General features: G+C 73.6%; 19 protein-coding genes. 9 read left to right on the top strand and 10 right to left on the bottom strand.

Annotated elements, in window-relative coordinates; translation table 11 throughout:
* Window positions 1-14 precede the first annotated feature (14 nt).
* The gene (locus tag ACFO60_RS21590) at window positions 15-515 is read left to right on the top strand and encodes a hypothetical protein (protein WP_380842786.1); all 501 of its coding nucleotides are present in this window, start codon (window positions 15-17) and stop codon (window positions 513-515) included.
* A 228-nt stretch (window positions 516-743) separates the two neighbouring features.
* Here the strand turns inward: ACFO60_RS21590 and ACFO60_RS21585 are convergent, their stop codons facing one another.
* Together ACFO60_RS21585 and ACFO60_RS21580 are read right to left on the bottom strand one after the other, a co-directional pair.
* Window positions 744-2,207 carry an ATP-binding protein gene (locus tag ACFO60_RS21585; RefSeq protein ID WP_380842784.1) on the bottom strand — a complete coding sequence of 488 codons (1,464 nt, stop codon included), beginning with the start codon at window positions 2,205-2,207 and terminating at the stop codon, window positions 744-746.
* Window positions 2,204-3,862 (bottom strand): NAD(P)/FAD-dependent oxidoreductase, encoded by a 1,659-nt coding sequence (locus ACFO60_RS21580; RefSeq protein ID WP_380842782.1) that lies wholly within the window; start codon window positions 3,860-3,862, stop codon window positions 2,204-2,206. Before ACFO60_RS21580 ends, ACFO60_RS21585 begins: the two co-directional genes overlap by 4 nt.
* Before the next feature lie 168 nt (window positions 3,863-4,030).
* Between ACFO60_RS21580 and ACFO60_RS21575 the strand changes: the two genes are divergently transcribed.
* Window positions 4,031-4,591 carry a hypothetical protein gene (locus ACFO60_RS21575; protein WP_380842781.1) on the top strand — a complete coding sequence of 187 codons (561 nt, stop codon included), beginning with the start codon at window positions 4,031-4,033 and terminating at the stop codon, window positions 4,589-4,591.
* An 85-nt stretch (window positions 4,592-4,676) separates the two neighbouring features.
* On the opposite strand, the gene ACFO60_RS21570 is transcribed toward ACFO60_RS21575, so the two are convergent.
* Window positions 4,677-5,312, bottom strand: a complete 636-nt coding sequence (locus ACFO60_RS21570) for a hypothetical protein (protein ID WP_380842779.1) — start codon at window positions 5,310-5,312, stop codon at window positions 4,677-4,679.
* Between the two features lie 139 nt (window positions 5,313-5,451).
* On the opposite strand from ACFO60_RS21570, the gene ACFO60_RS21565 reads away from it, so the two are divergent.
* Window positions 5,452-6,480, top strand: a complete 1,029-nt coding sequence (locus tag ACFO60_RS21565; RefSeq protein ID WP_380842777.1) for an N-acetylglucosamine kinase — start codon at window positions 5,452-5,454, stop codon at window positions 6,478-6,480.
* Window positions 6,481-6,549: 69 nt separating this feature from the next.
* Window positions 6,550-7,299, top strand: coding sequence for an MBL fold metallo-hydrolase (locus ACFO60_RS21560; protein WP_380842775.1), 750 nt, complete (start codon window positions 6,550-6,552; stop codon window positions 7,297-7,299).
* 61 nt (window positions 7,300-7,360) lie between these two features.
* On the opposite strand, the gene ACFO60_RS21555 is transcribed toward ACFO60_RS21560, so the two are convergent.
* A complete protein-coding gene (locus ACFO60_RS21555; protein ID WP_380842773.1) occupies window positions 7,361-9,076 on the bottom strand; it encodes a glycoside hydrolase family 10-like protein in 1,716 nt (571 codons plus the stop codon).
* Window positions 9,077-9,370: 294 nt separating this feature from the next.
* Between ACFO60_RS21555 and ACFO60_RS21550 the strand changes: the two genes are divergently transcribed.
* Entirely contained in the window at window positions 9,371-10,867 is a 1,497-nt protein-coding gene (locus tag ACFO60_RS21550) for a glycoside hydrolase family 3 protein (RefSeq protein WP_380842771.1), read from the top strand.
* A gap of 85 nt (window positions 10,868-10,952) precedes the next feature.
* Window positions 10,953-11,855, top strand: coding sequence for a MurR/RpiR family transcriptional regulator (locus ACFO60_RS21545; protein WP_380842769.1), 903 nt, complete (start codon window positions 10,953-10,955; stop codon window positions 11,853-11,855).
* A gap of 25 nt (window positions 11,856-11,880) precedes the next feature.
* On the opposite strand, the gene ACFO60_RS21540 is transcribed toward ACFO60_RS21545, so the two are convergent.
* The 5 genes from ACFO60_RS21540 to ACFO60_RS21520 all read right to left on the bottom strand — a co-directional run bounded on the left by ACFO60_RS21540 (window position 11,881) and on the right by ACFO60_RS21520 (window position 17,547).
* Complete coding sequence (locus tag ACFO60_RS21540; RefSeq protein ID WP_380842767.1) at window positions 11,881-12,048, bottom strand: hypothetical protein; 168 nt, start codon at window positions 12,046-12,048, stop codon at window positions 11,881-11,883.
* A gap of 157 nt (window positions 12,049-12,205) precedes the next feature.
* A complete protein-coding gene (locus tag ACFO60_RS21535; RefSeq protein ID WP_380842765.1) occupies window positions 12,206-12,919 on the bottom strand; it encodes a hypothetical protein in 714 nt (237 codons plus the stop codon).
* A 180-nt stretch (window positions 12,920-13,099) separates the two neighbouring features.
* Window positions 13,100-14,161 carry a hypothetical protein gene (locus ACFO60_RS21530; RefSeq protein WP_380842761.1) on the bottom strand — a complete coding sequence of 354 codons (1,062 nt, stop codon included), beginning with the start codon at window positions 14,159-14,161 and terminating at the stop codon, window positions 13,100-13,102.
* A 390-nt stretch (window positions 14,162-14,551) separates the two neighbouring features.
* Window positions 14,552-15,937, bottom strand: a complete 1,386-nt coding sequence (locus ACFO60_RS21525; protein ID WP_380842759.1) for a GH12 family glycosyl hydrolase domain-containing protein — start codon at window positions 15,935-15,937, stop codon at window positions 14,552-14,554.
* Between the two features lie 83 nt (window positions 15,938-16,020).
* Entirely contained in the window at window positions 16,021-17,547 is a 1,527-nt protein-coding gene (locus tag ACFO60_RS21520) for an SDR family oxidoreductase (protein WP_380842757.1), read from the bottom strand.
* Window positions 17,548-17,698: 151 nt separating this feature from the next.
* On the opposite strand from ACFO60_RS21520, the gene ACFO60_RS21515 reads away from it, so the two are divergent.
* The 3 genes from ACFO60_RS21515 (at window position 17,699) to ACFO60_RS21505 (ending at window position 19,448) form a co-directional block, all read left to right on the top strand.
* Window positions 17,699-18,106, top strand: coding sequence for a nitroreductase family deazaflavin-dependent oxidoreductase (locus tag ACFO60_RS21515; RefSeq protein WP_380842755.1), 408 nt, complete (start codon window positions 17,699-17,701; stop codon window positions 18,104-18,106).
* Window positions 18,107-18,318: 212 nt separating this feature from the next.
* Complete coding sequence (locus tag ACFO60_RS21510; protein ID WP_380842753.1) at window positions 18,319-19,041, top strand: rhomboid family intramembrane serine protease; 723 nt, start codon at window positions 18,319-18,321, stop codon at window positions 19,039-19,041.
* A gap of 137 nt (window positions 19,042-19,178) precedes the next feature.
* Window positions 19,179-19,448 carry a DUF4031 domain-containing protein gene (locus ACFO60_RS21505; protein ID WP_380842751.1) on the top strand — a complete coding sequence of 90 codons (270 nt, stop codon included), beginning with the start codon at window positions 19,179-19,181 and terminating at the stop codon, window positions 19,446-19,448.
* On the opposite strand, the gene ACFO60_RS21500 is transcribed toward ACFO60_RS21505, so the two are convergent.
* Window positions 19,405-20,112: an HD domain-containing protein gene (locus tag ACFO60_RS21500; protein ID WP_380842749.1), complete on the bottom strand. Its 708-nt coding sequence runs from the start codon at window positions 20,110-20,112 to the stop codon at window positions 19,405-19,407. The two genes, ACFO60_RS21505 and ACFO60_RS21500, sit on opposite strands and share 44 nt — an antisense overlap.
* Window positions 20,113-20,140 lie beyond the last annotated feature (28 nt).

Raw genomic sequence — 20,140 nt, 5'->3', positions numbered from 1 at the left:
ACGAACGGAGACGGATGACACCGCTGAGGAGATCCTTCGCGACCGCGGTCGGCCTGGCGGCGGGGGCCGCCATCATCTCGACGGCGAGCCCCGCGGCGCCGGCCCTCGCCGCGACGCCCGCCGCCGTGACGTCCGCCGCCGCGCCGGCGGGCTTCGCCGCGACGGGCGCCGGGGCGGCGGGCAGGGCCGTCAACCTCAAGCTCTCGGGCAAGACCCGGGCCGCACTCGCCGCCGCCTACCGGCGGAGCCTGCGGCCGTCCCATCACGGCAAGGTCGACGGCCCCACGTCCGTCTACTACGGGAAGATCACCGGGGCGACGTCCGCCAAGGACGTCTACTGGGCGGTCGGCTCCATCGGGATCAAGGGCGATCCGGTCTCCTACCAGGACGGCCCGCACGTCTGGCGCAAGCGGGGCGGCGGCGCCTGGAAGTACCTGGGCGACACCGGCGGATGCCTCGGCAAGGTTCCCCGCGCGATGCTGCGCGTCTGGCACTTCAGAGCCGGAAACTGCTGACCCGGCAGGGCGCGGACGTCCGCGCCCGAGGGCGGAGGACGCGACGCCGGCGTGGCGGCCGCCGCCTCCGCCCCGGAGGCGGCGATCCGCTCGGCGAGGGCCCGGCGCGGCGGAGGACGCCGCGGCGGGCTCTGCCGGTCCTCGCCGGTCGGGTGGGCCCGCGTGGGCTCAGCGGGCCGCAGGCCAGGCCGGGATGGCTCAGGCGGGGTCGGCCGGGCGCCGAGCGGCTCAGGACTCGGCCGGGTTGATCGGCAGCAGGACGCGGAAGCGGGTGTCGCCGGGCTCGGACTCCACCCGGATGTCCCCATGGTGCTTGTTGACGATGATGCGGTAGGAGATGTCCAGGCCGAGACCGGTGCCCTCGCCGACCGGCTTGGTGGTGAAGAACGGCTCGAAGATGCGCGGCCTGATCGCGGCGGGGATGCCGGGCCCGGTGTCGGCGATCTCTACGAAGACGCGTTCGGCGTCATGCCCGGTGCGCACCGTGAGCGTCCCGCCCTCCGCCCGCATCGCCGAGAAGGCGTTGTCGATGAGGTTCGTCCACACCTGGTTGAGCTCGGCGGCGTAGGCGGGGATCGAGGGGGCCGTGCGGTCGTACTCCTTGACGATGCGGACCCCTTCGGGGATCTTGGCCTGCATCATGGTCAGCGTCGCCCCGAGCAGGTCGTGCACGTCGACGGTCTGGTAGGGGGCCCGGTCGAGCTGGGAGTACTGCTTGGCCGCGGCGACCAGCGTGGACATGCGGGTCACCGCCTCGGCGATCTCGCACATCAGCTGCTCGGTCTCGACCGTGTAGGTGAGCCACCGCACGGCCGCTTCCAGGTTCTCCCCGCCGACGGCGCCGGCGATGCGCTCGAGCCACTGCGCGTCGATGCCGGCGGCGACCAGGGTCGAGGCCAGCTCCCAGCCGCCGGCGATGTCGTGCTCGTCGAGCCAGTCGCTCAGCTCGTCCTCGGCGTCCGCGGTGGCCATCGCCGACAGCGGCGGCGCGTTCATGGCGCGCTTGACGGCCTCCTCCTGCAGCTCGACCAGCCCGTGCAGGCCGCTGGCGTCCAGCCGTCCGTCAGCGATCATGGCGAGCTTGTGGCGCATGTGGGCGACCCGCTCGCGTAGCACGGCGGTCGCCCGGACGGCGGCCGCGGCCGGGTTGTTCAGCTCATGGGTCAGCCCCGCCGACAGCGAGCCGAGCGCCAGCAGCCGCTCACGCTCGCCGACGATCGTCTGGCTGGCGCGCAGGCCCAGGAACATGCCCTCCAGAAGGTGCGTCGCCATCGGGAACCACTCGCGCAGCGACGTGGCGAGCACCTGGGCGGGCAGGGAGAACAGCTCGACGTCGCTCACCGCGAGCATGCTGTGCGGGTACTGCTGGTCGGCGCGCTCGCCCAGATACGCCTGCGTGGCGCCCGCGTAGACGCCGCGCTGCTCGGTGCGGTTGAGCTCGACCTCGTCCCCCTGGATGCGGCGCGACAGCGCGATCGTGCCGCTGAGCAGGACGTAGAAGCAGGTCGCCGGCCGGCCTTCCTCGTACACCCGGGCGGCGGCGGGGTAGCGCTCCACGCGGCCGTTCGCGACGTACAGGGCGAGCTGGTCGTCGGTCAGCGACTCGAACAGGAAGAGGGTGCGCAGTTCCTCGGCGGTCAGGCGCTCCGCGCCATTGTCGCCGCATCCGAGGTCCGCGGCCGGTTCGCTCATGGGGTCTCCAGGTAGCGGTGGATCAACGACACCGCCATGGCGCCCTCGCCGACGGCGGAGGCGACGCGCTTGACCGAGTCGGCGCGCACGTCGCCCGCGGCGAAGACGCCCGGCATGCTGGTCTCCAGGTGGTAGGGGTCGCGGGGCAGCGTCCAGCCGGGCGGCCTGCGGCCGTCGGCCAGCAGGTCGGTTCCGGTGACCACGAAGCCCCGATCGTCACGGACGACGGCCTTGCCCAGCCAGTCGGTGCGCGGCTCGGCGCCGATGAAGACGAACAGCCACGAGGTGTCGACCGTCCGGGCCTGCCCTGAGCGCGGGTCGCAGACGGTCAGCCGCTCCAGGTGCTCGGCGCCCTCGCCGCCGATCACCTGGCTGTGCGGGTGGACCTCGATGTTGTCGATGTCCTCGATCTGGCCGATGAGGTACTGCGACATCGACCGCCGCAGGTCGCCGCCGCGGATCAGCATGTGCACCCGTTTGGCGTACCGGGAGAAGTGCACGGCGGCCTGGCCGGCGGAGTTGGCGCCCCCGACGATGTAGATCTCCTGCCCGGAGCAGCTCGGGGCCTCGGTGGAGGCCGAGCCGTAGAAGACGCCCCGCCCGGTCAGCTCGGCGAGGCCCGGCGCGTCCAGCAGGCGGTAGGAGACGCCGGTGGCCAGCACCACCGTGTGGGCGGCGATGACGCTGCCGTCGCCGAAGCGCAGCAGCCGGGCCGACCCGCCGGACTCCAGGCCGACGACCTCGCGGGTGGTCAGGATCTCGGCGCCGAAGCGCTGCGCCTGCCGCCGGGCGCGGTCGGTGAGCTGGGCGCCCGACACCCCGTCGGGGAAGCCGAGGTAGTTCTCGATGCGGCTGCTCTGACCGGCCTGCCCGCCGGTCGCGCGCTGCTCGAGCAGCACGGTGCGCAGCCCCTCGGAGGCGCCGTACACCGCCGCGCCGAGGCCCGCAGGGCCGGCGCCGACGACGACCAGATCGTAGAAGTCCTCGGTCGGCGTGGTGGTGAGCCCGACGTGCGCGGCGAGATCGGCCTCGGTGGGCTTGACCAGCGAGGTGCCGTCCGGAGTGACCACCAGCGGCACGTCGTCGTGGGTCAGGGCGGCCGCCGACAGCAGCCGGCAGCCCTCGGCCTCGTCGGCCGGCAGCCAGCGGTACGGCACCAGGTTGCGGGCGAGGAAGTCGCGGACCGCGAACGACGGCGCCGACCACCGGTGCCCGACGACGCGGGTCTCGGTGATCGTCTCGTCGGGCGCGGCGAGCCAGGCGTCCAGGAGTTCGTCCACCACCGGGTAGAGCTTCTCCTCCGGCGGGTTCCACGGCTTGAGCAGGTAGTGGTCCAGGTCGACGATGTTGATCGCGTCGATGGCCGCGTCGGTGTCGGCGTAGGCGGTGAGCAGGACGCGGCGGGCGCGCGGGAAGATGTCCATCGCGGCCTCCAGGAACTGGATGCCGTTCATCTGGGGCATGCGGTAGTCCGCGAGCATGACCGCCACCTGCTCCCCGCGCAGCTTGATCTCGCGCAACGCCTCAAGGGCGGCCTGTCCAGAGTCGGCGCGCACGACACGGTAACGGTCGCCGTAACGGCGGCGGACGTCTCGGGCCACCGACCGGGAGACGGAAGGATCGTCGTCGACGGTCAGAATCGCCGGGTTTGACATGAACTCAATAAAAGCATGTCCGCAGAGGGGCCGCCTCCACCCGGGCCTGCTTGCGGCGTGCCACCGAAACGCACCCGCACCAGGGGTCACGGCCGTTCCGGGCGCCAGGGCCCGGCAACCTCCCCGTCCGGCGGCGGACGTGCGACGGCATGGGTAGAGTCACGGGCGATGACGACGCATACGATCACCACCCGATGGGACGAGATTCCCGAGAACGCCGATGACCTCGCCCTGGTCGAGGGTCACGCCTTCCGCGCGTTCCGGTGCGAATGCGGCGTCCCTCTTCCCAACCGGACGGCCGCCGAACTGCACGCCTCGGAGACCGGACAGTGCACGGCCTGCCTGGGCTCGGCCGACGAAGAGATCGTTCCCGGCTTCGTCCGCCGCTGCGCCGCCTGCGCCGCCACCGGGCGCCGCAACGTCCAGCTCGTCTGGGAGGTCGCGCACGGCGAAGCGGAGCAGGTGATCACGCTGGAGCTGGTGCGCGGGCTCATCGACGGCTTCTCCGGCCCGTTCCGGCTCTCGGAGGTGGCCGACCAGGCGCGGCTGGCACTCGGCCTGCCGCGCGGCCGTCTGCCCGTCGGCCCCCGGGTACGCGACCTGCTGCGCACGATGGAGGCCGCCGGCGAGCTGGTCATGCTGTCCGCGCCCGACGAGATGCTGCGCGGCCCGTCCGTGGTGCTGTACCGGGACCCGCAGTGGCAACGCGTCTCCCCCTCCTTCCCCTGACCCGCGGGTCTCCGCTCCGCGGGAAGCTCCAGGGACACGAGCTGATCAGGCGCCCGCCCGGAGCCGGCCTCAGCTGCCGGACGCCTCAGATGCCGAACAGGGTGAGGACGGCCGCGGACGAGGCCGCCCCGGCGAACGCCCCGGCGGCCACCTGAGCGATGGTGTGGTGGGCCAGCCGGACGCGCGCCCAGCAGACCAGCGCCACGACCGCCGCCCCGGCGGCGAGCGTGGGCGCCGCGGGCAGGACGCGGGCGATCACGAGCACGGTGCCCGCCGAGACGGCGGCGTGGAAGGAGATCTTCCAGCGCATGGTCACCGGCACCGTCACCGCCAGGCCCGCGAGCATCGCGCTCACCGTGGCCACCAGCAGGCGCGGGGCGCCGAGGCCGGCCAGCAGCACCAGCGCCGCCAGCACCGCGCCGACCGCCACGAGCAGCGGCACGGTGCGGCGCGAGCGGTCCACGATGTGACGGGAGTCGAGCCTTCCGGCGCGGACGCCGAGCGCGATCACCAGCGCCGGGACGCCCCCGCACAGCAGCGAGGCGACAAGGCCCCACCAGAACCCCGCCGGGCCCTCGGACGCCAGCCCGACCACCGGCGGCAACGCGATGACGAGCACCTGCGGAGCGAAGATCTCGGTGACCCAGCGTGCGACGCGCTCGGAGGCGGCGGCCTCTCCGCTCGCCTGTCCCCCCGCGCTCACCACAGGCTCTCGCCCCATCGTGCTCCCCCGTCGCCACCTGCCGGAGCTACGCAGCCTGCCACATCCGGGCCGCTGATCTTCGCCTCTGGACGCGCGCGCCGCCTCGCGATGGGACGCGGAGCCTATACTGCCTGGGAGATCGTCATCTGGGGGACGTATGCGATCGGCGGAGCCGCTGGTGGTGGGCGTCGACGGCGGCGGGACGAGCACGCGCTGCCTGATCGCCACGTTCGGCGGCGAGATCCTCGCCCGGGGCCTCGCCGGAGGGGCCAACCCGCGCTCGGCGCGCGACCCGGGCGGCAACCTCGCCCGCGCCCTGTCCGAGGCGCTGTCCCAGATCGGCCCGCGGTTCGGTCCCGGCGACGTCGCCGGCGGGGTGTTCGGGCTCGCCGGCGCCAGCGAGGCGGGCCGCAGGCAGGCGCACGCGATCACGGCGGACGCCTGGCGCTCGGCCGGCCTGCCCGGGCGCCCCGTCATCGTCCCGGACATCCTGGTGGCCTTCGCCGGAGCGACCCCCGAGCCGAGCGGCAGCGTCGTCATCGCCGGCACCGGGGCGGTGGCGGCCCGCGTCGAGGACCGCGCGATGGTCCGCCGGTGCGACGGCTACGGGTGGCTCCTCGGCGACCAGGGGTCGGGGGTGTGGATCGGCCGCCGCGCCGTGCAGGCGGCCCTGGCCGCGATCGACGGCCGCGGCCGCCCCACCGCGCTCACCGGCCTCGTCGTCCCCACCCTCCAAGATCCGGCTCCCGGCCCGGGCCGCGCCGGGGCCCCGCCCGGCGGCGGCCCGCAGGGCGAGGCGCTCGCCCAGGCGATCATCGCCGCGGTGTACGACGGGGAGCCCGCGCGGCTCGGCAGGCTGAGCCCGGTCGTGGAGGCGGCGGCCCGCGAAGGCGACCAGGTGGCGCTGTCCATCGTCGACGACGCCGCCCGTCACCTCACGAGCACCCTGGCGGCGGTGCGCGGGGACGACACGAGCCTGCCCGTCGTGCTGGCCGGGTCTCTGCTGACCCGTCCGACGCTGGTCGCCGAACGGTTCCTGCGGTCCCTGGCCGGCCGTCCGGTCGTCCTGGCGCGCGACGGGGCCGCCGGCGCGGCCGCGCTCGCGTTGCGCGCCGCCCTCCCCGGCGGGCACGGCGTCCCGGCGCCCGAGGCCGAGGCCGCTCACCGCCGCCTCCTCGCCACTTGACGCCGCCGCCGTCCTCGCCGAATGGCCGGACGCGGCACTGAACTCCATCGGAAACCGAAAGGGTGTGGCATGCGAATCACCGTGCTGGGCGGCTGCGGCGCCTGGCCCGCGGCGGGGCAGGCGTGCAGCGGCTACCTCGTGGAGCACGACGGCTTCCGGCTGCTGGTGGATCCGGGGTACGCCACGCTGCCGCGCCTGCTGGAGCACACCGGAGCGGACGACGTCGACGCGGTGCTGGTCAGCCACGGTCATCCGGACCACTGCGCCGACCTGAACCCGTTGCTGCGAGCGCGGACGTTCAGGGACGCGCCCCCGCCCGCGTCCGCGCTCGCGATCTTCACGCCGCCCGGCGCGGTGGATCCCGTGCTGGCGCTCGACCAGGGCAGAGCGCTCGCGGACGCCTACCGGCTGCACGACTTCACGCCCGGCGGGCGTCTCGAGGTCGGCCCCTTCCTGGTCGGCACCTGGGCGCTCCCGCACTACGTGCCCAACGCGGGCCTGCGACTGGAGGCGGGCGGGCGCGTCCTCGCCTACACCGGTGACACCGGGCCGAGCCCTGATCTGGCGCATCTGGCGCGGGACGCCGATGTCTTCCTGGCCGAGGCGAGCTACGCGGAGCACGTGCCCGCCGACGCCGCCCCCTACATGTCCAGCGCGCGGCAGGCGGGACAGAACGCCGCCAAGGCCGCCGTCCGGCGCCTGGTGCTCACCCACCTGCTGCCTGGATCCGATCCGGACGCCGTCGAGGACGCGGCCAGGCGGTCCTACTCCGGCGAGATCGCGGTGGCCCGTCCCGGATCGACCCTCGACATCGCCTAGTACGCCGTGAGGGGCCGGAGCGGAAGTCCTGCGGCGACGGCGAGCCCGACCGCGCCGGCTGCTAGCGGGCGCGGAGGCAGGGGCTGGGGAGGCTCTGACGGTTGGCGCGGTCGAGGGCGGTGACGCGGTAGCGCGAGCCCCGCCGTCCGCCGGGGTCGGTGAACTCCGCCCCGCGCCCGCCGGGCACCACCGCGACCAGGTGCGCCGCCGGCGTCTCCGGGTCGCCGTCGTCGCGGCCGGCCGCGTCCGCTCCTGAGGCGGACGGGCTCGACGCCGGCGCCGGCGTCCGCCCGCCGGCGGGATCGGGGGCCGGCGTGCCGGCGGGCGACGGGCGCTCCTCGTCGAACCGGTAGACCGCGTACAGCCGGGGCTCGGCGCGGCCGGTGGCGTGGAAGGACAGGGTGACGCCCTCGGCGCCGGCGCGGGCACTGGTGAGGGCGGGGCTCCGCGGCGGGGCGCCGGAGGCCAGGCGGGGCAGGACCGGCGGCAGCGCGGGCCGGGTGTAGTGGTCCTCCAGCAGCCGGGTGGTGGATCCGAGCCGGTCGGCGCGCAGGTCCCCCGCGTTGTAGTAGATGTCCCCGCCGATCTCGGGATGGTCCCGGCCGAGGGTCAGGTGGCGCGACAGTTCCGCCGGGTCCTGCCAGGCGGCGGGCTGCCCGGCGACGCCCGCCTTGTAGGCGGCCTGCCCGATCCAGAGCTGGGTGCGGGTGCCGGCGACCACCTGCGACCACCACGGGGCGAGCACCGCGTAGTCGGCCGCGGGCAGGCCGATGTTCCAGTAGAGCTGCGGCGCGATGTAGTCGAGCCAGCCCCGCTTCACCCACAGGCGGGTGTCGGCGTACTGCTGGTCGTAGGACTGGGAGGCGGAGGTGGCCGAGCCGAGCGGGTCGCTCGCGGCGTTGCGCCAGACTCCGAAGGGGCTGACGCCCCACTGCGCTTCGGGCTTGGCGGCGCGTACGCGCTCGCTCATCTCCTTGATCAGCAGGTTGACGTTGTGGCGCCGCCAGGCCGCCTTGTCGGGGAATCCGGCCCCGTGGTCGGCGAAGGCCTCGGCGTCGTCGAACTCCTGGCCTTCGACCGGGTAGGGGTAGAAGTAGTCGTCGAAGTGGACGCCGTCGATGTCGTACCGCTCGACCGCGTCCATGATGGCGTCCTGGACGAACGCCCGGACCTCGGGGAGCCCGGGGTTGTAGTACAGCTTGCCCGCGTACGCGACGGGCCAGGCGGGGTTCTGGCGTGCCGGGTGGTCGGGGACGAGCCGGCCGAGGTCGGCCTGCATCGACAGGCGGTAGGGGTTGAACCACGCGTGGAAGGCGAGCCCGCGCTCGTGGGCGGCCTCGACCATGAAGCCGAGCGGGTCGTAGCCGGGGTCGCGGCCCTGGACGCCGGTGAGGTACTGCGACCACGGCTCGTAGGTGGAGGGCCAGAACGCGTCGGCCGCCGGCCGCACCTGCGCGAACACCGCGTTGAGCCGGTGCGAACGTGCGTAGTCGAGCCAGGACGCGAACTCGGCCTTCTGCCGCTCGGCGGGCAGTCCGGCGCGTGAGGGCCAGTTGATGTTGGTCACGGAGGCGATCCACATCCCGCGCATCTGGCGCTCGGAGTGGCCGTGCGGCTCGCCGCCGCCGGGCGAGGCGTCCCGCGGGCCCGTGAGCGGGACGGCGCCGATGCGCGAGGCCGGCGCCCCGGCCCGCGCCGCTCCGAGCGCGACGGGGCTCAACGCCGCCGCGGCGAGGCCGCCGAGTACGGCCCTGCGGGTCACGGGACGGCTGTTCATGCGGCCTCCAGACGGCGTGACGGCGTCGCTTCCTCCGGCGCCGGGCATGCGGGCGGGGGCCCCTGGAGCGCTCCGGTGGCGAGGCCGCGCGGACGGCCATGACATGCCCGCCCGCCGCGGCCCCAGGCGCGAAGATGGCAGATAACTTCCAATGGATCAATGGATCTGAAGAAAGTTGTCATCAGGCCGTGACCTAACCGGGAGCCAATGAAGGAAATCTTCCTAGAAGATATGCGGAAAGTCGCACATTGCCACATCCGTGGCGAAACTGGTCACAACCACCGGAAGCCCCGCATGCCGCACAGTCCCGATCTCGACCGCCTGGCCGCCACGGTGCTCCAGCCGGGGTTCGACGGAACCACCCCGCCCGGCTGGCTGCTCAGGCAGATCGCCGGCGGCCTCGGCGGCGTCGTGCTGTTCGCCCGCAACATCTCCGAAGACACCGCCGGGCTGATCCGGCGGCTGCGCGAGGAGGATCCGCGGGTGGTCGTCGCCGTGGACGAGGAAGGCGGGACGGTGACGCGCCTTGAGGCCACGACCGGCAGCTCGTGGCCCGGCAACGCCGCCCTCGGCCTCCTGGACGACCCCGGCGTGACCGAGGCGACCGGCCGGGAGATCGGCCTGCTGCTGGCCGCGGCCGGCGTCACCCTGGACTACGCGCCCGACGTGGACGTCAACGCCACCCCCGACAATCCCGTCATCGGCATACGCTCCTTCGGCGCCGACGCCGGGCTCGTCGCCCGCCACTCGGCGGCCTGGATCACCGGCCTGCAGAGCACGGGCGTGGCGGCCTGCGCCAAGCACTTCCCCGGGCACGGCGACACCGTGACCGACTCCCACCTCGCGCTGCCCACCGTGCACGCCTCCCGCGACCTGCTGGAACGCCGGGACCTGCCGCCCTTCCGCGCCGCGATCGCCGCCGGGGCGCGCGCGGTCATGTGCGGGCACCTCATGGTCCCCTCCCTGGACCCCGAGCTGCCCGCCACCCTCAGCCACCGCGTCCTCACCGGCCTGCTGCGCGAGGAGCTGGGTTTCTCCGGGATGGTGGTGACCGACGCGATCGAGATGAAGGCCGTCGCCGCGCTCCTGCCCCCGCCCGAGATCGCCGTGCGCGCGCTGGCCGCGGGCGCCGACGCGATCTGCGTGGGCGCCTCCACCTCCGGCGGCGAGAGCGTCACAGCGCTGCGCGAGGGCATCGTCCGCGCCGTCCACGAGGGCGCCCTGGCCGAGGCCCGGCTGGCCGAGGCGGCCGGCCGGGTGCGCGACCTCGCGGCCTGGCACGAGACCGCGAAGAGCACCGAGGCGGACACGATCGAGCGGGACCCGCGTCACGGCGTCTCGCGGCTCGGTTTGGACACCGCCCGGCGGGCGCTGCGCGTCACCGCCGCCGGCGGGATCGCGCCGCGCCGGCCGGTGCTCGAACGGCCGCCGCAGGTCGTCGAGATGACCGCCCGGCCCCACCAGGCGATCGGCGGCGCCCTGCCGTACGGGCCCGGCGAGGCGCTGGCCCGGCTGCTGCCCGGCACCGAGCGCGCCGTCCTCACCCCCGGCCGGGACGCGCCGCCCGTCCTGCGCGAACCGGGCGAGGCGCCGCTGGTGGTGGTCACGCATGACGCCCACCGGCACGAATGGATGCGGCGCGGCCTCGCGGAGATCCTCGGGCGCAGGCCGGACGCCATCGTGATCGAGACGGGTCTGCCCGGCCGGCCGGCGGGGGCCGTCCATCTGGCGACCAACGGCAACTCCCGCGTGTCGGCGCTGGCCGCCGCGGAGTGGCTCACCGGCCGCTGAGTTCTGGAACGACACAAAATGACCTCGACGAGGGGGTCGTCATGACCAGGATTGAGTAATGTGTCGGTAACAGAAAAGGAACCGCATGATCGACCCGCAACGCTCGACCCCCGAGAACCTGGTCGCCCGGGTGCGGGCCGTGCTCCCCTCGCTGACACCGTCCGCGCAGATCATCGCGCGGCTCATCCTGGACGACCCCGCGACCGTCGCCCGAAGCACGATCACCGAGCTCAGCGCGGCCTCCTCGACCAGCGAGGCGACCATCGTGCGCACCGCCCGCGTTCTGGGATTCTCCGGGTACGCCCAGCTCAGGCTGGCGCTGGCCGCGGCCGCCGCCACCCGTCACGGCCCCGACCGGCTCGTGCCGGGCGACCTCGCCCCCGACGACCCGCTGTCCGACGTGATCGCCAAGGTCGCCAGGGCCGAGCGCGAGGCCATCGAGGACACCGCCGCGCAGCTGTCCCCCGAGCGGCTCGGCGAGGTGGTCGACGCCATCATCGGCGCACGCCGGGTCGACGTCTACGGTGTGGCCGCCTCGGGGCTGGTCGCCGCCGACATGGCGCAGAAGCTCCTGCGCATCGGCCTGTCCTCCCACGCCTTCACCGACGCGCATCTCGCGCTGACCAGCGCGGTGCTGCTCAAGGCAGGCGACGTCGCGGTCGGGGTGAGCTGCACGGGCGAGACGCCCGACGTCCTCGAACCGGTGCGCCTGGCCCGCAAGGCGGGGGCGACCACCGTGGCGATCACCAACAACCCGCGCTCGTCGCTGGCGGAGGTCTGCGACCACGTGCTGATCTCCGCGGGCCGCGAGACCGCCTTCCGGCCCGGCGCGCTCGCCAGCAGGATCAGCCAGCTGCTGATCGTCGACTACGTGTTCGTCGGCGTCGCGCAGCGCACGTCCGAGGTCTCCAACGAGGCCCTGCGCACCACCCGCGACGCCGTCGGCCAGTACCTCTCAGAGTCGCGCCACCGCCCCCGCCGGCCGTGACCCGCGGCGCGTCCCCGCGGTCACCTCACTCCGAGTGGCGGGAGCGGAGGATGCGGGAGAAGGCCATGTACGCGAGGACGACGACGCCGATGATGAGCGCCCACTTGAGGATGCCGGCGATGAAGCCGATGACGGTGCCGAGCAGCATGAAGCCGACGATCACGGCGGCTATGAGGAGAAGGATTCGAGCCATGACCTCAGGCTAGATCCCCGCACCGGGCCGCGCAGGGCCCGCGGCGCGAGTTCAGGGACGAGTCAGGGTCGGCCCTCAGGGTCGGCTGCGGGACGCACCGGAGAACGCCCCGCCCGGCCCCCGTGCGGGGCCGGGGACCGGTGACCGAGCGGCCGGGTCACAGGACGGCGCAGCCGATCGTGACGGGGACGCGGGCCGACCAGCGGCCCGACAGCACGTCGTAGGCCTGGGCGTAGCCGTTGGGGGCCTTGCCTGCGCGCGAGCAGTCGAAGGCGCCGGTCTTCTTGCCGAAGCTGCCGCCCGCGAAGCCGCCGTGCGCGGTGGCGGCGACGGTGCCGGTCCAGAACGTGCGGCCGGTGTTGTAGCGCAGGTAGAGGCGCACCTGGCCGAAGTTGTAGTGGTCGCCGCTGAGCTTGATCCGCGGGATGTCGTCCACGGAGGTCGACGTCGAGGTGCCGTCGCCGTTGTCGCGCGGCGGGACGGTGTACCGGTTGATCCACAGGCGGGCGGCGACCTTGCGGTCGGCGGCCTGCCCATTGTCGAGGGCGGCCTGCCGGCGCACCGCCGGGGTGACGCACACGTCGTCGCCGCTGAAGGCCTCCCGCCAGACGTAGCCGGTGACGCAGGTGTGGGCCCCGAAGGCGCCGGAGGTCCAGCGCCCGGCGGCGGCCGCGTTGTCCGAGCGCGTCTGGGTGCGGGTCGCGCCGGTGACGCAGACGTGGTCGGAGGGACGGGCCTCGCGCCAGACGAAGCCCTCGCGGCAGGTGTCGGGGCCGAAGTCGCCGGAGGCGGCGGAGGCGGACGTCGCGGGGACGGTGACGGAGAGGCCCGCCACGGCGGCCACGGCGAGTCCGAGGAGGGTTCGCTTCATCGTTGTCTCCTGAGTGTGATGGCTTGCCATCCCTGGTCCGTTTCGTCCAGGGCTTTCTGCACACTCAAGAGATAGGGCCGGTCACCTGCAGGTCCATTGACCGCCGCTTGACGCCGTCCGGGCAAGCGGCCTGCAAGGCCGTCAAGCCGGCCGCGGCGGGAGGCCCCGCGTCACCTTCGGTCAGAAGGGGACGGCGAACAGGACCCTCCGGCCGCGGAACTCGGTGAGGCTCCAGAGCTGGTTCTTCTCGTTCCAGCAGGTGAGGTCCTCGGGGCCGATCGGGAACCTGCGGACCTGCGGCGGCTGCCCGTCGGCGACGACCAGGAGCGAGCCGTTCTTGACCGACGAGGCGGCCTGGCTGAGGTACCAGCGTCCCTTGCGCGACAGCGCGCCCTGGATCTTGGCCGCCGGCAGCGTGAAGGCGTGCGCGGCGGGAGCCAGCCCGTCCGCCCCGGCCGCGAGCCCGCCGCCGGCGTCGAGATGCCATCGCGCCACCCGCCCGGCCTTCCCCGGCTCGTCCGCGGGGTCCACGTACTCGCCCGAGACGAGCATGTGCGGGTTCAGGGTCCGGTCGACGGCGGCGAAGGAGAACCGGGCCGAGCCGCTGCCGCTCCACGCGTCGACCTGCGGCATCACGTACCGGTACCCGAAGGCGTGGTACCCGCCGCCGCGCAGGCCGACCTTGTCGTCGTCACCCCGCACCTCGTAGATGTGCCGGGTGTCGAAGACACGGATCCCGCGGTTGGTGTCGACGACGTAGAGCAGGTCGCCGTACCAGGCGATGCCGCCGGCGTGGATGTTGATCACCTTGTAGTCGGCGCCCTTGACGGGCTCGACGAGCAGGACGTGCCGGTACTTGCGGGTGGCGGTGCTGAGGAAGGAGACCCGGACGCCGCGCTCGGTCGTCGTGCCGTCCGGCTTCCAGTACCAGGTCACCGCGAACACCTGGGGGTCGCCGCGGCCCGCCTCGGAGCTGCCGGCGATCCCCTGCGGATACCAGTCGGGCGTGTCGTCGTCCCCACTGTCGAAGCAGTACCAGTCGGCCGGCTTGGGGGACATCGAGCCGAACGCCGTCGTCGCGCCCTTGCGGACGGCGGTGCGGTTGGCGTCGGCGAGCACGGTCGCCAGCTTGCGCGCCGGCAGCGCGCCCGCCAGCTCGGCGACCCTCTGCGGGAGGTCGCGGGTGTCGCGCCGCAGCCGGAACGCTCCTGGGTCCGTCCCGGTCATGAGGCTCGGGCTCATGCGATGCCCTTCCGCTGAACGCGTCGGGAACGGGACCGTCGCGGCCACGCCGGCCGCTCCCGCTCGGCCAATGATCAATCACGACAGTCTCCCGCAGGAGCGATATATCCGTCTACGTAATGACGCATCCCCGCAAAGACCTGGCATGGCCGAGGGCTCCCCGTCCCTCTCCGCGGCGGGCGTCCCCGGCATGACGGGGGAGGCGGAGCGGGGTGCGCACGTGGCATCGGCCCGGAACGCGGGCCACGGCGCGCGGACGCGGAAGGGCCGGGTACGGGGCGCGCCGTACCCGGCCCTTCTCCCGCCGCCGCGGGCGGGCGGATCGCCACCGCGGGACGCGGGATCGTCTCCGCGGGGAGGCGGGATCACCCCCTCCCCGCGGACTCCCGATCAGCCCACCGTGCAGGCGGTCCCGTTGAGGGTGAAGCCGGTCGGCGAGGCGTTGCTGGACGACCAGGTGCCCTGGAACCCGAACGAGGTGGTGCCGTTCGCCGGGATCGACCCGTTATGGTCCACGTTCCTGGCGGTCACGGACGAGCCGCTCTGGGAGACGGTGGCGTTCCAGGCGTTGGTGATCCTCTGGTCGCCCGGGAAGGTGAAGGCGACCGTCCAGCCATTGACGGCGTTCGCGCTGCCGACGGTGACGTTGGCGGTGAATCCGCCGGCCCACTCGCTCTTGGAGTAGGTGACCCGGCAGGAGCCGCCGTTGTTGCCACCACCGGAGGAGGTGGTCACCGAGACGGTGTTGGAGGCCTGGGAGGTGTTGCCCGCGGCGTCGCGCGCCCGCACCGAGAAGGAGTACGCCGTCGAGGCCGACAGCCCGGTGACGTTGTAGGACGTGCCGCTCGCGGTGCCGACGAGAGTGGAGCCGCGGTAGACGTCGTACCCGGTGACGCCGACGTTGTCGCTGGAGGCGTTCCAGGCCAGGCTCACACCGCTGGAGGTGACGTTCGAGGCCCGCAGGTTGGACGGCGCGCTCGGCGGGCTCGTGTCGCCGCCGCCGCCCCCGCCGACGCTGTAGGAGAAGTTGTTCACGGCCAGGCCGGTGCCGCCGACCCAGGGCTCGAAGCCGGCCTGCACGCTGGTGATGTACCACGAGTTCTGCGCGTAGCCGCGGCTGACCATGTCGCTGTAGAACGTGCTCACGTTGAAGCTGATCGAGCTGGTCGGCGAGGTGCGCACGTACGACACGACGTTCCAGCCGATGTTGCCGAACCAGACGTCCCACGTGCCGCCCGCCAGGTTGACCGTCCCCACCCGGTTGCCGACCGGCTGGACCTGCCCGGTGTGGTTGAGCCACACCATCAGCTCCGCCCCGGTGTTCTGCCCGTCGGTGCGTGCCGTCGGGTCGAACCAGACGTCGTAGGCCGCGTCGTAGACGCCGGCGCTGGACGGGTAGGTCATGCTGACGCTGGTCTGGATGCTCGCGAACCTGCTGTCGCTGACCCGCATGGGCAGGCTGCTGCCCGAGCTGCAGTTGGCGTAGTGGCAGCCGGCGTAGACCGCGGGATAGGAGCCGGGGGCGCCGTTCTGCGGCTTGTTGTGGTTGCCCTCGGTGATGGTGAACCCGCTCGAGGTGACGTTGATGCACTGGCGCGTGTCGTCGCCCCAGTTGTTGTTGATCACGACGTACCTGCCGCCGGAAATGGTGGTGGCGCCGTACTTCTCGCAGATCGTGACGTCCGCGCGGGCCGGGCCGGCGATCACCGCCGTCATGAGGATGGAGCCCACGGCGGCGAGGACGGCCGTGAGGGCTCTCAGTGCTCGGCGTTTCATCTTGCCTCCGGGGGGTGGGCCAATGGGAGCGCTCCCAACTGCTCGCGACCCTAGGCCGGGCCCACCGCCCGCGACAGGACCTGTCAGGAGGAACGCTCGTGTTTCACCACCTGAGCAGGCACGACATCCGGTTCCCCGGTGAAACTTACAGCGCCGGAGATCGCGGCGGCCGCGCGCGCCACGTTGGCGGGCATGCGGCCGAAGATCAGCCCGTGGAACGGGTACGCCGCCCACCAGTACAGATGGCCCAGCAGCCCGCGCGGATGGAAAATGGCCCGCTGGCCGTACACGGTCCTGCCCTGTTCCACACGGCAGCACAGTTCCAGCCAGGCCAGGCCCGGCAGCCGCATCTCGGCGCGCAGCCGCAGCAGGCGGCCCCGCTCGATCTCCTCCACCCGCCAGAAGTCCAGCGCGTCGCCGACCCGGAGCCGCGCCGGGTCGCGCCTGCCCCGGCGCAGGCCCACGCCGCCGACCGCGCGGTCGGCCAGGCCCCTGATCCACCAGGCGAACGGCAGCGAGTACCACCCGTGGCCGCCCCCGATGCCCTCGATGACCCGCCACAGCGCCTCCGGGGGCGCGTCCACCATGCTGGTGCGCTCGTCCACGTACAGGCTGCCGCCCGCCCAGTCGGGGTCGGTCGGCAGCGGGTCGCTGGGCGCGCCGGGCGTCGACGCCGAGGACCAGCGCGTCGCCACGTCGGCCTCCTTGATGCGCAGCAGGGCGAGCCGCACGGCCCGCGCGAAGGAGGTCGGCCCCTGCGGCGGGTCGGGGATGTACCGGGCGATGTCGTGCTCACGGCAGACCGCCTCGTTGCGCAGCGACTCCACCAGCGGCCGCGCCACGCCCGCGGGGACGGGGGTTACCAGCCCCACCCAGTGGCTGGACAGGTTCGGCGTGAGGAACGGCACCGGGATGACCAGCCGCGGAGGCAGCCCGGCCGCGGCCGCGTAGCCCTGCATCATCTGGGCGTAGGTCAGGACGTCCGGCCCGCCGATGTCGAACGCCCGGTTGATCCCCTCCGGCATGTCCAGCGCCCGCACCAGGTAGCGCAGCACGTCCCTGATCGCGATGGGCTGCGTGCGGGTGCGCACCCAGCGGGGCGTGGTCATGATCGGCAGCCGCTCGGTCAGGTGGCGCAGCATCTCGAAGGACACCGAACCCGAGCCGATGATCACCGACGCCCGGAACGCCACCGTGGGCACCCCGGACGCGAGCATGACGGTCTCCACCTCGGCGCGTGAGCGCATGTGCGGCGAGGGCCGCTCGGCGGGGGCCAGACCGCCCAGGTACACGATGCGGCGCACCCCCGCGTCCTTGGCCGCCGCCGCGAACGTGCCCGCCGCCACGCGGTCGCGCTCGGCGAAGTCCCGGCCGGCGGCCATGGTGTGGATCAGGTAGTAGGCGACCTCCACGCCCTCCAGCGCGGCACGCGTCGCCACCGGATCGGCGGCGTCCGCCTCGGCGACCTCCACCCGGTCGCGCCAGGTCTGGCCGCGCAGGCGTCCGGCCGCCCTGGCCATGCACCGCACGGAGTGCCCGGCGTCCAGCAGCTCGGGCACCAGCCGGCCGCCGATGTAGCCGGTCGCGCCCGTCACGAGGCATCGGGTCATCTCACCACCCCCTTGCTATTCGTGCCCGCGACCGGCTCCGGTTGCCCCTCGGGCGTCCCGTCTTGTACCACGGTGATCTCACCCGACCGGCGGATCATCCCGGCGATTCGGGGTAGGCATCGGACGTCCAGCGATTTAGGGGGCAATTCATATGCTTTACGGCAAAGAGCACGTCGAGCGTTACCGTGCCACCGACGGCAAAGAGGGGCACGAGTGGAACGGCACGACCGTGCTGCTCCTCACCACCACGGGCCGCACCAGCGGCGCCGAGCGCGTCAATCCGCTGATCTACCAGCGGCACGGCGACGACTACATCATCGTCGCCTCGTACGGCGGCGCCCCGAAGTCGCCGGACTGGTACCAGAACCTGCAGGCGCACCCGGAGGTCGAGGTTCAGGTCATGGGCGACCGGTTCCGGGCGAGGGCCCGTACGGCGACGCCGGAGGAGAAGCCCGAGCTGTGGCGGCTCATGACGGCGACCTGGCCGCAGTACGACGAGTACCAGACCAAGACCGACCGCGAGATCCCGATCGTGGTCCTGGAGCGCGCGAGCGGCTGACATCGGGCCGCCGCCACGCCCCCCGGGCACGCCGGCCCCCTTCCCCTGCTCCGTCGCCGCCCGCCGCACATGTGCGGCGGGCGGTGGCCATGGCGGCACGGCGTTTGCGAAGATGTGCGGGCGGAACCACGGGGGACGGCCCGGACGGTGATCCGGCCCGGCGGCCATCCGGTCGCGACGGTCCCGCGCGGGCGCGTGACCAGGGAGGCACGGTGGGCGGCGAGAAGCAGACGGCCGAGATCATGATCGCCGAGGCGCGGAAGGCGTTCTGGGTCATGGTCGGGTTCCTGGCGCTGATCTGGGTCCTCCAGATCCTCAATTCGGTCACCGCCTACACCCTGAGCCGGTCGTTCGGCATCGTCGCCCGCGATCCGGCACGGCTGCCCGACATCGTCACAGCGCCCTTCCTGCACTGGAGCTGGGAGCACATCGAGGGCAACTCCGGGCCGCTGTTCGTCTTCGGCTTCCTCGCCGCCTACCGGGGAGTGGTCAGGTTCCTCGGGGTGACCGCGCTGATCGCGGCGGCGAGCGGGCTCGGCGTCTGGTTCGTCGCCGGGCCGAACAGCGTCACGGCGGGCGCGAGCGGCGTGGTCTTCGGGTACTTCGGCTACATCCTGGTCCGGGGCATCTTCGACCGGCACCGCATCGACATCGTGGTCGGCCTCGTCATGGCCCTCTGCTTCGCCTACCAGTTCACCGGACTGCTGCCGACCGACGAGTTCAGCTGGCAGGGGCACCTGTTCGGCTTCGCCGGTGGCATCCTCGGCGGCTGGCTGTTCCGCGAGCGGCGTCCGCGCGCCGCGACGGCGCCCCCCGTGAGCGGCGCCACCGCCCGTCCGCTGGGGGCGGCCACGCCGCACGGGCAGCACCGGCCCACCTCCACCGACCCCTCCCGCGCCGCCCTGATGAAGGAACTCGACGACCTGGGCCTGTGACCACGCCTCGGCACTCCCGGCGACGCGGGCCGTCCAAGGACTCCCGGTCACACCGGGCCGTCCCGAACACTCCCGGCGGCGCCGGCCGTCCCGAGGCGGCGCCGGCCGTGCCTGCGAGGGCCGATATCGTCCCCTGTGTGACGGTGCTCATCGATCCGCCGAACTGGCCGGGGCCGCGGGGCCTGCTGTGGTCCCACCTGGTCAGCGACGCCTCGCTGGAGGAGTTGCACGCGTTCGCCTCCCGGCTCGGCGTGCCGCCGCGGGCGTTCGACCGCGATCACTACGACGTGCCCGAGACCGTGTACGACCGGGCCGTCGGCCTGGGCGCCGAGGCGGTGTCCTCCCAGACCCTGGTGAGACGCCTCATCGCGGCCGGGCTCCGCCGCCGGCGCCGCGCCGGCTCGTGAGCAGGCCGGCCAGTTCGGCCCGCAGGTTGCTCCGGGCCGCGCGCTCCCACAGTTCCCGTGCGGGCGGGGTGCGATACAGCGCCGGCATGGCGAGCAGGCCTTCCAGCACCCGCGCCCGGCCCGCCCTGAACGCCTCGTCCGGCACATGGCGGTACTCCTCGCGCACCGCGCGGGCGTAGGCGTCGTAGCCGGGGGCGGCGAGCACGGCGAGGTCCGCGTCGCACAGCACCTCTCCGTTCCGGTCGCCCGGCGCCGGGTCGTGCCCGGCGGTCACCCGCACCAGGCGCGCCACCTCGGCCGCCGACGCCGCCGGGCCGGCGAGACGGGCGACCCGGGACCGGGCGAGCTGCGCGCTGCGCTCCTCGTCCCGGCCGGGCCGCCCGTCGTACACCGCGTCGTGGAACCACGCGGCCAGCCGCACGGCCACCGGGTCGGCCGCGAAGCCGGCGAGGGGCTCGACGGCGTCGAGCACCGCGCGCAGATGGCCGAGCGTGTGGTAGCGCCGGTGCGGCTCCGACCAGCGCGCGATCAGCTCGGCGCCGACGGCGCGGGCCGCCGCCGAGTCACCGGCGACGCCCGCCCACGCCTCCGCCAGACCACGGGAGCCTCTGGCACGCGCTGGATCGCCGTCAGGACCGCTCCGAGCCGCCGCGAGATCATCCATGCCCTTATCGTGCCGGGTGGCCTCTCCC

The organism is Sphaerisporangium dianthi (assembly GCF_042654065.1).
Lineage (GTDB): Bacteria > Actinomycetota > Actinomycetes > Streptosporangiales > Streptosporangiaceae > Sphaerisporangium > Sphaerisporangium dianthi.
Note: the sequence above shows the minus strand (reverse complement) of the source record. Positions and strands in the feature narration are given on the sequence as shown.

Excerpts from the sequence above, each read along its gene's own strand:
- ACFO60_RS21580 (WP_380842782.1), bottom strand. The coding sequence starts at position 3,862 with ATGTCAAACCCGGCGATTCTGACCGTCGACGACGATCCTTCCGTCTCC.
- ACFO60_RS21550 (WP_380842771.1), top strand. The coding sequence starts at position 9,371 with ATGCCGCACAGTCCCGATCTCGACCGCCTGGCCGCCACGGTGCTCCAG.
- ACFO60_RS21530 (WP_380842761.1), bottom strand. The coding sequence starts at position 14,161 with ATGAGCCCGAGCCTCATGACCGGGACGGACCCAGGAGCGTTCCGGCTG.
- ACFO60_RS21535 (WP_380842765.1), bottom strand. The coding sequence starts at position 12,919 with ATGAAGCGAACCCTCCTCGGACTCGCCGTGGCCGCCGTGGCGGGCCTC.
- ACFO60_RS21555 (WP_380842773.1), bottom strand. The coding sequence starts at position 9,076 with ATGAACAGCCGTCCCGTGACCCGCAGGGCCGTACTCGGCGGCCTCGCC.
- ACFO60_RS21500 (WP_380842749.1), bottom strand. The coding sequence starts at position 20,112 with ATGGATGATCTCGCGGCGGCTCGGAGCGGTCCTGACGGCGATCCAGCG.
- ACFO60_RS21540 (WP_380842767.1), bottom strand. The coding sequence starts at position 12,048 with ATGGCTCGAATCCTTCTCCTCATAGCCGCCGTGATCGTCGGCTTCATG.
- ACFO60_RS21565 (WP_380842777.1), top strand. The coding sequence starts at position 5,452 with ATGCGATCGGCGGAGCCGCTGGTGGTGGGCGTCGACGGCGGCGGGACG.
- ACFO60_RS21545 (WP_380842769.1), top strand. The coding sequence starts at position 10,953 with ATGATCGACCCGCAACGCTCGACCCCCGAGAACCTGGTCGCCCGGGTG.
- ACFO60_RS21590 (WP_380842786.1), top strand. The coding sequence starts at position 15 with ATGACACCGCTGAGGAGATCCTTCGCGACCGCGGTCGGCCTGGCGGCG.
- ACFO60_RS21525 (WP_380842759.1), bottom strand. The coding sequence starts at position 15,937 with ATGAAACGCCGAGCACTGAGAGCCCTCACGGCCGTCCTCGCCGCCGTG.
- ACFO60_RS21575 (WP_380842781.1), top strand. The coding sequence starts at position 4,031 with ATGACGACGCATACGATCACCACCCGATGGGACGAGATTCCCGAGAAC.
- ACFO60_RS21560 (WP_380842775.1), top strand. The coding sequence starts at position 6,550 with ATGCGAATCACCGTGCTGGGCGGCTGCGGCGCCTGGCCCGCGGCGGGG.
- ACFO60_RS21515 (WP_380842755.1), top strand. The coding sequence starts at position 17,699 with ATGCTTTACGGCAAAGAGCACGTCGAGCGTTACCGTGCCACCGACGGC.
- ACFO60_RS21585 (WP_380842784.1), bottom strand. The coding sequence starts at position 2,207 with ATGAGCGAACCGGCCGCGGACCTCGGATGCGGCGACAATGGCGCGGAG.
- ACFO60_RS21520 (WP_380842757.1), bottom strand. The coding sequence starts at position 17,547 with ATGACCCGATGCCTCGTGACGGGCGCGACCGGCTACATCGGCGGCCGG.
- ACFO60_RS21570 (WP_380842779.1), bottom strand. The coding sequence starts at position 5,312 with ATGGGGCGAGAGCCTGTGGTGAGCGCGGGGGGACAGGCGAGCGGAGAG.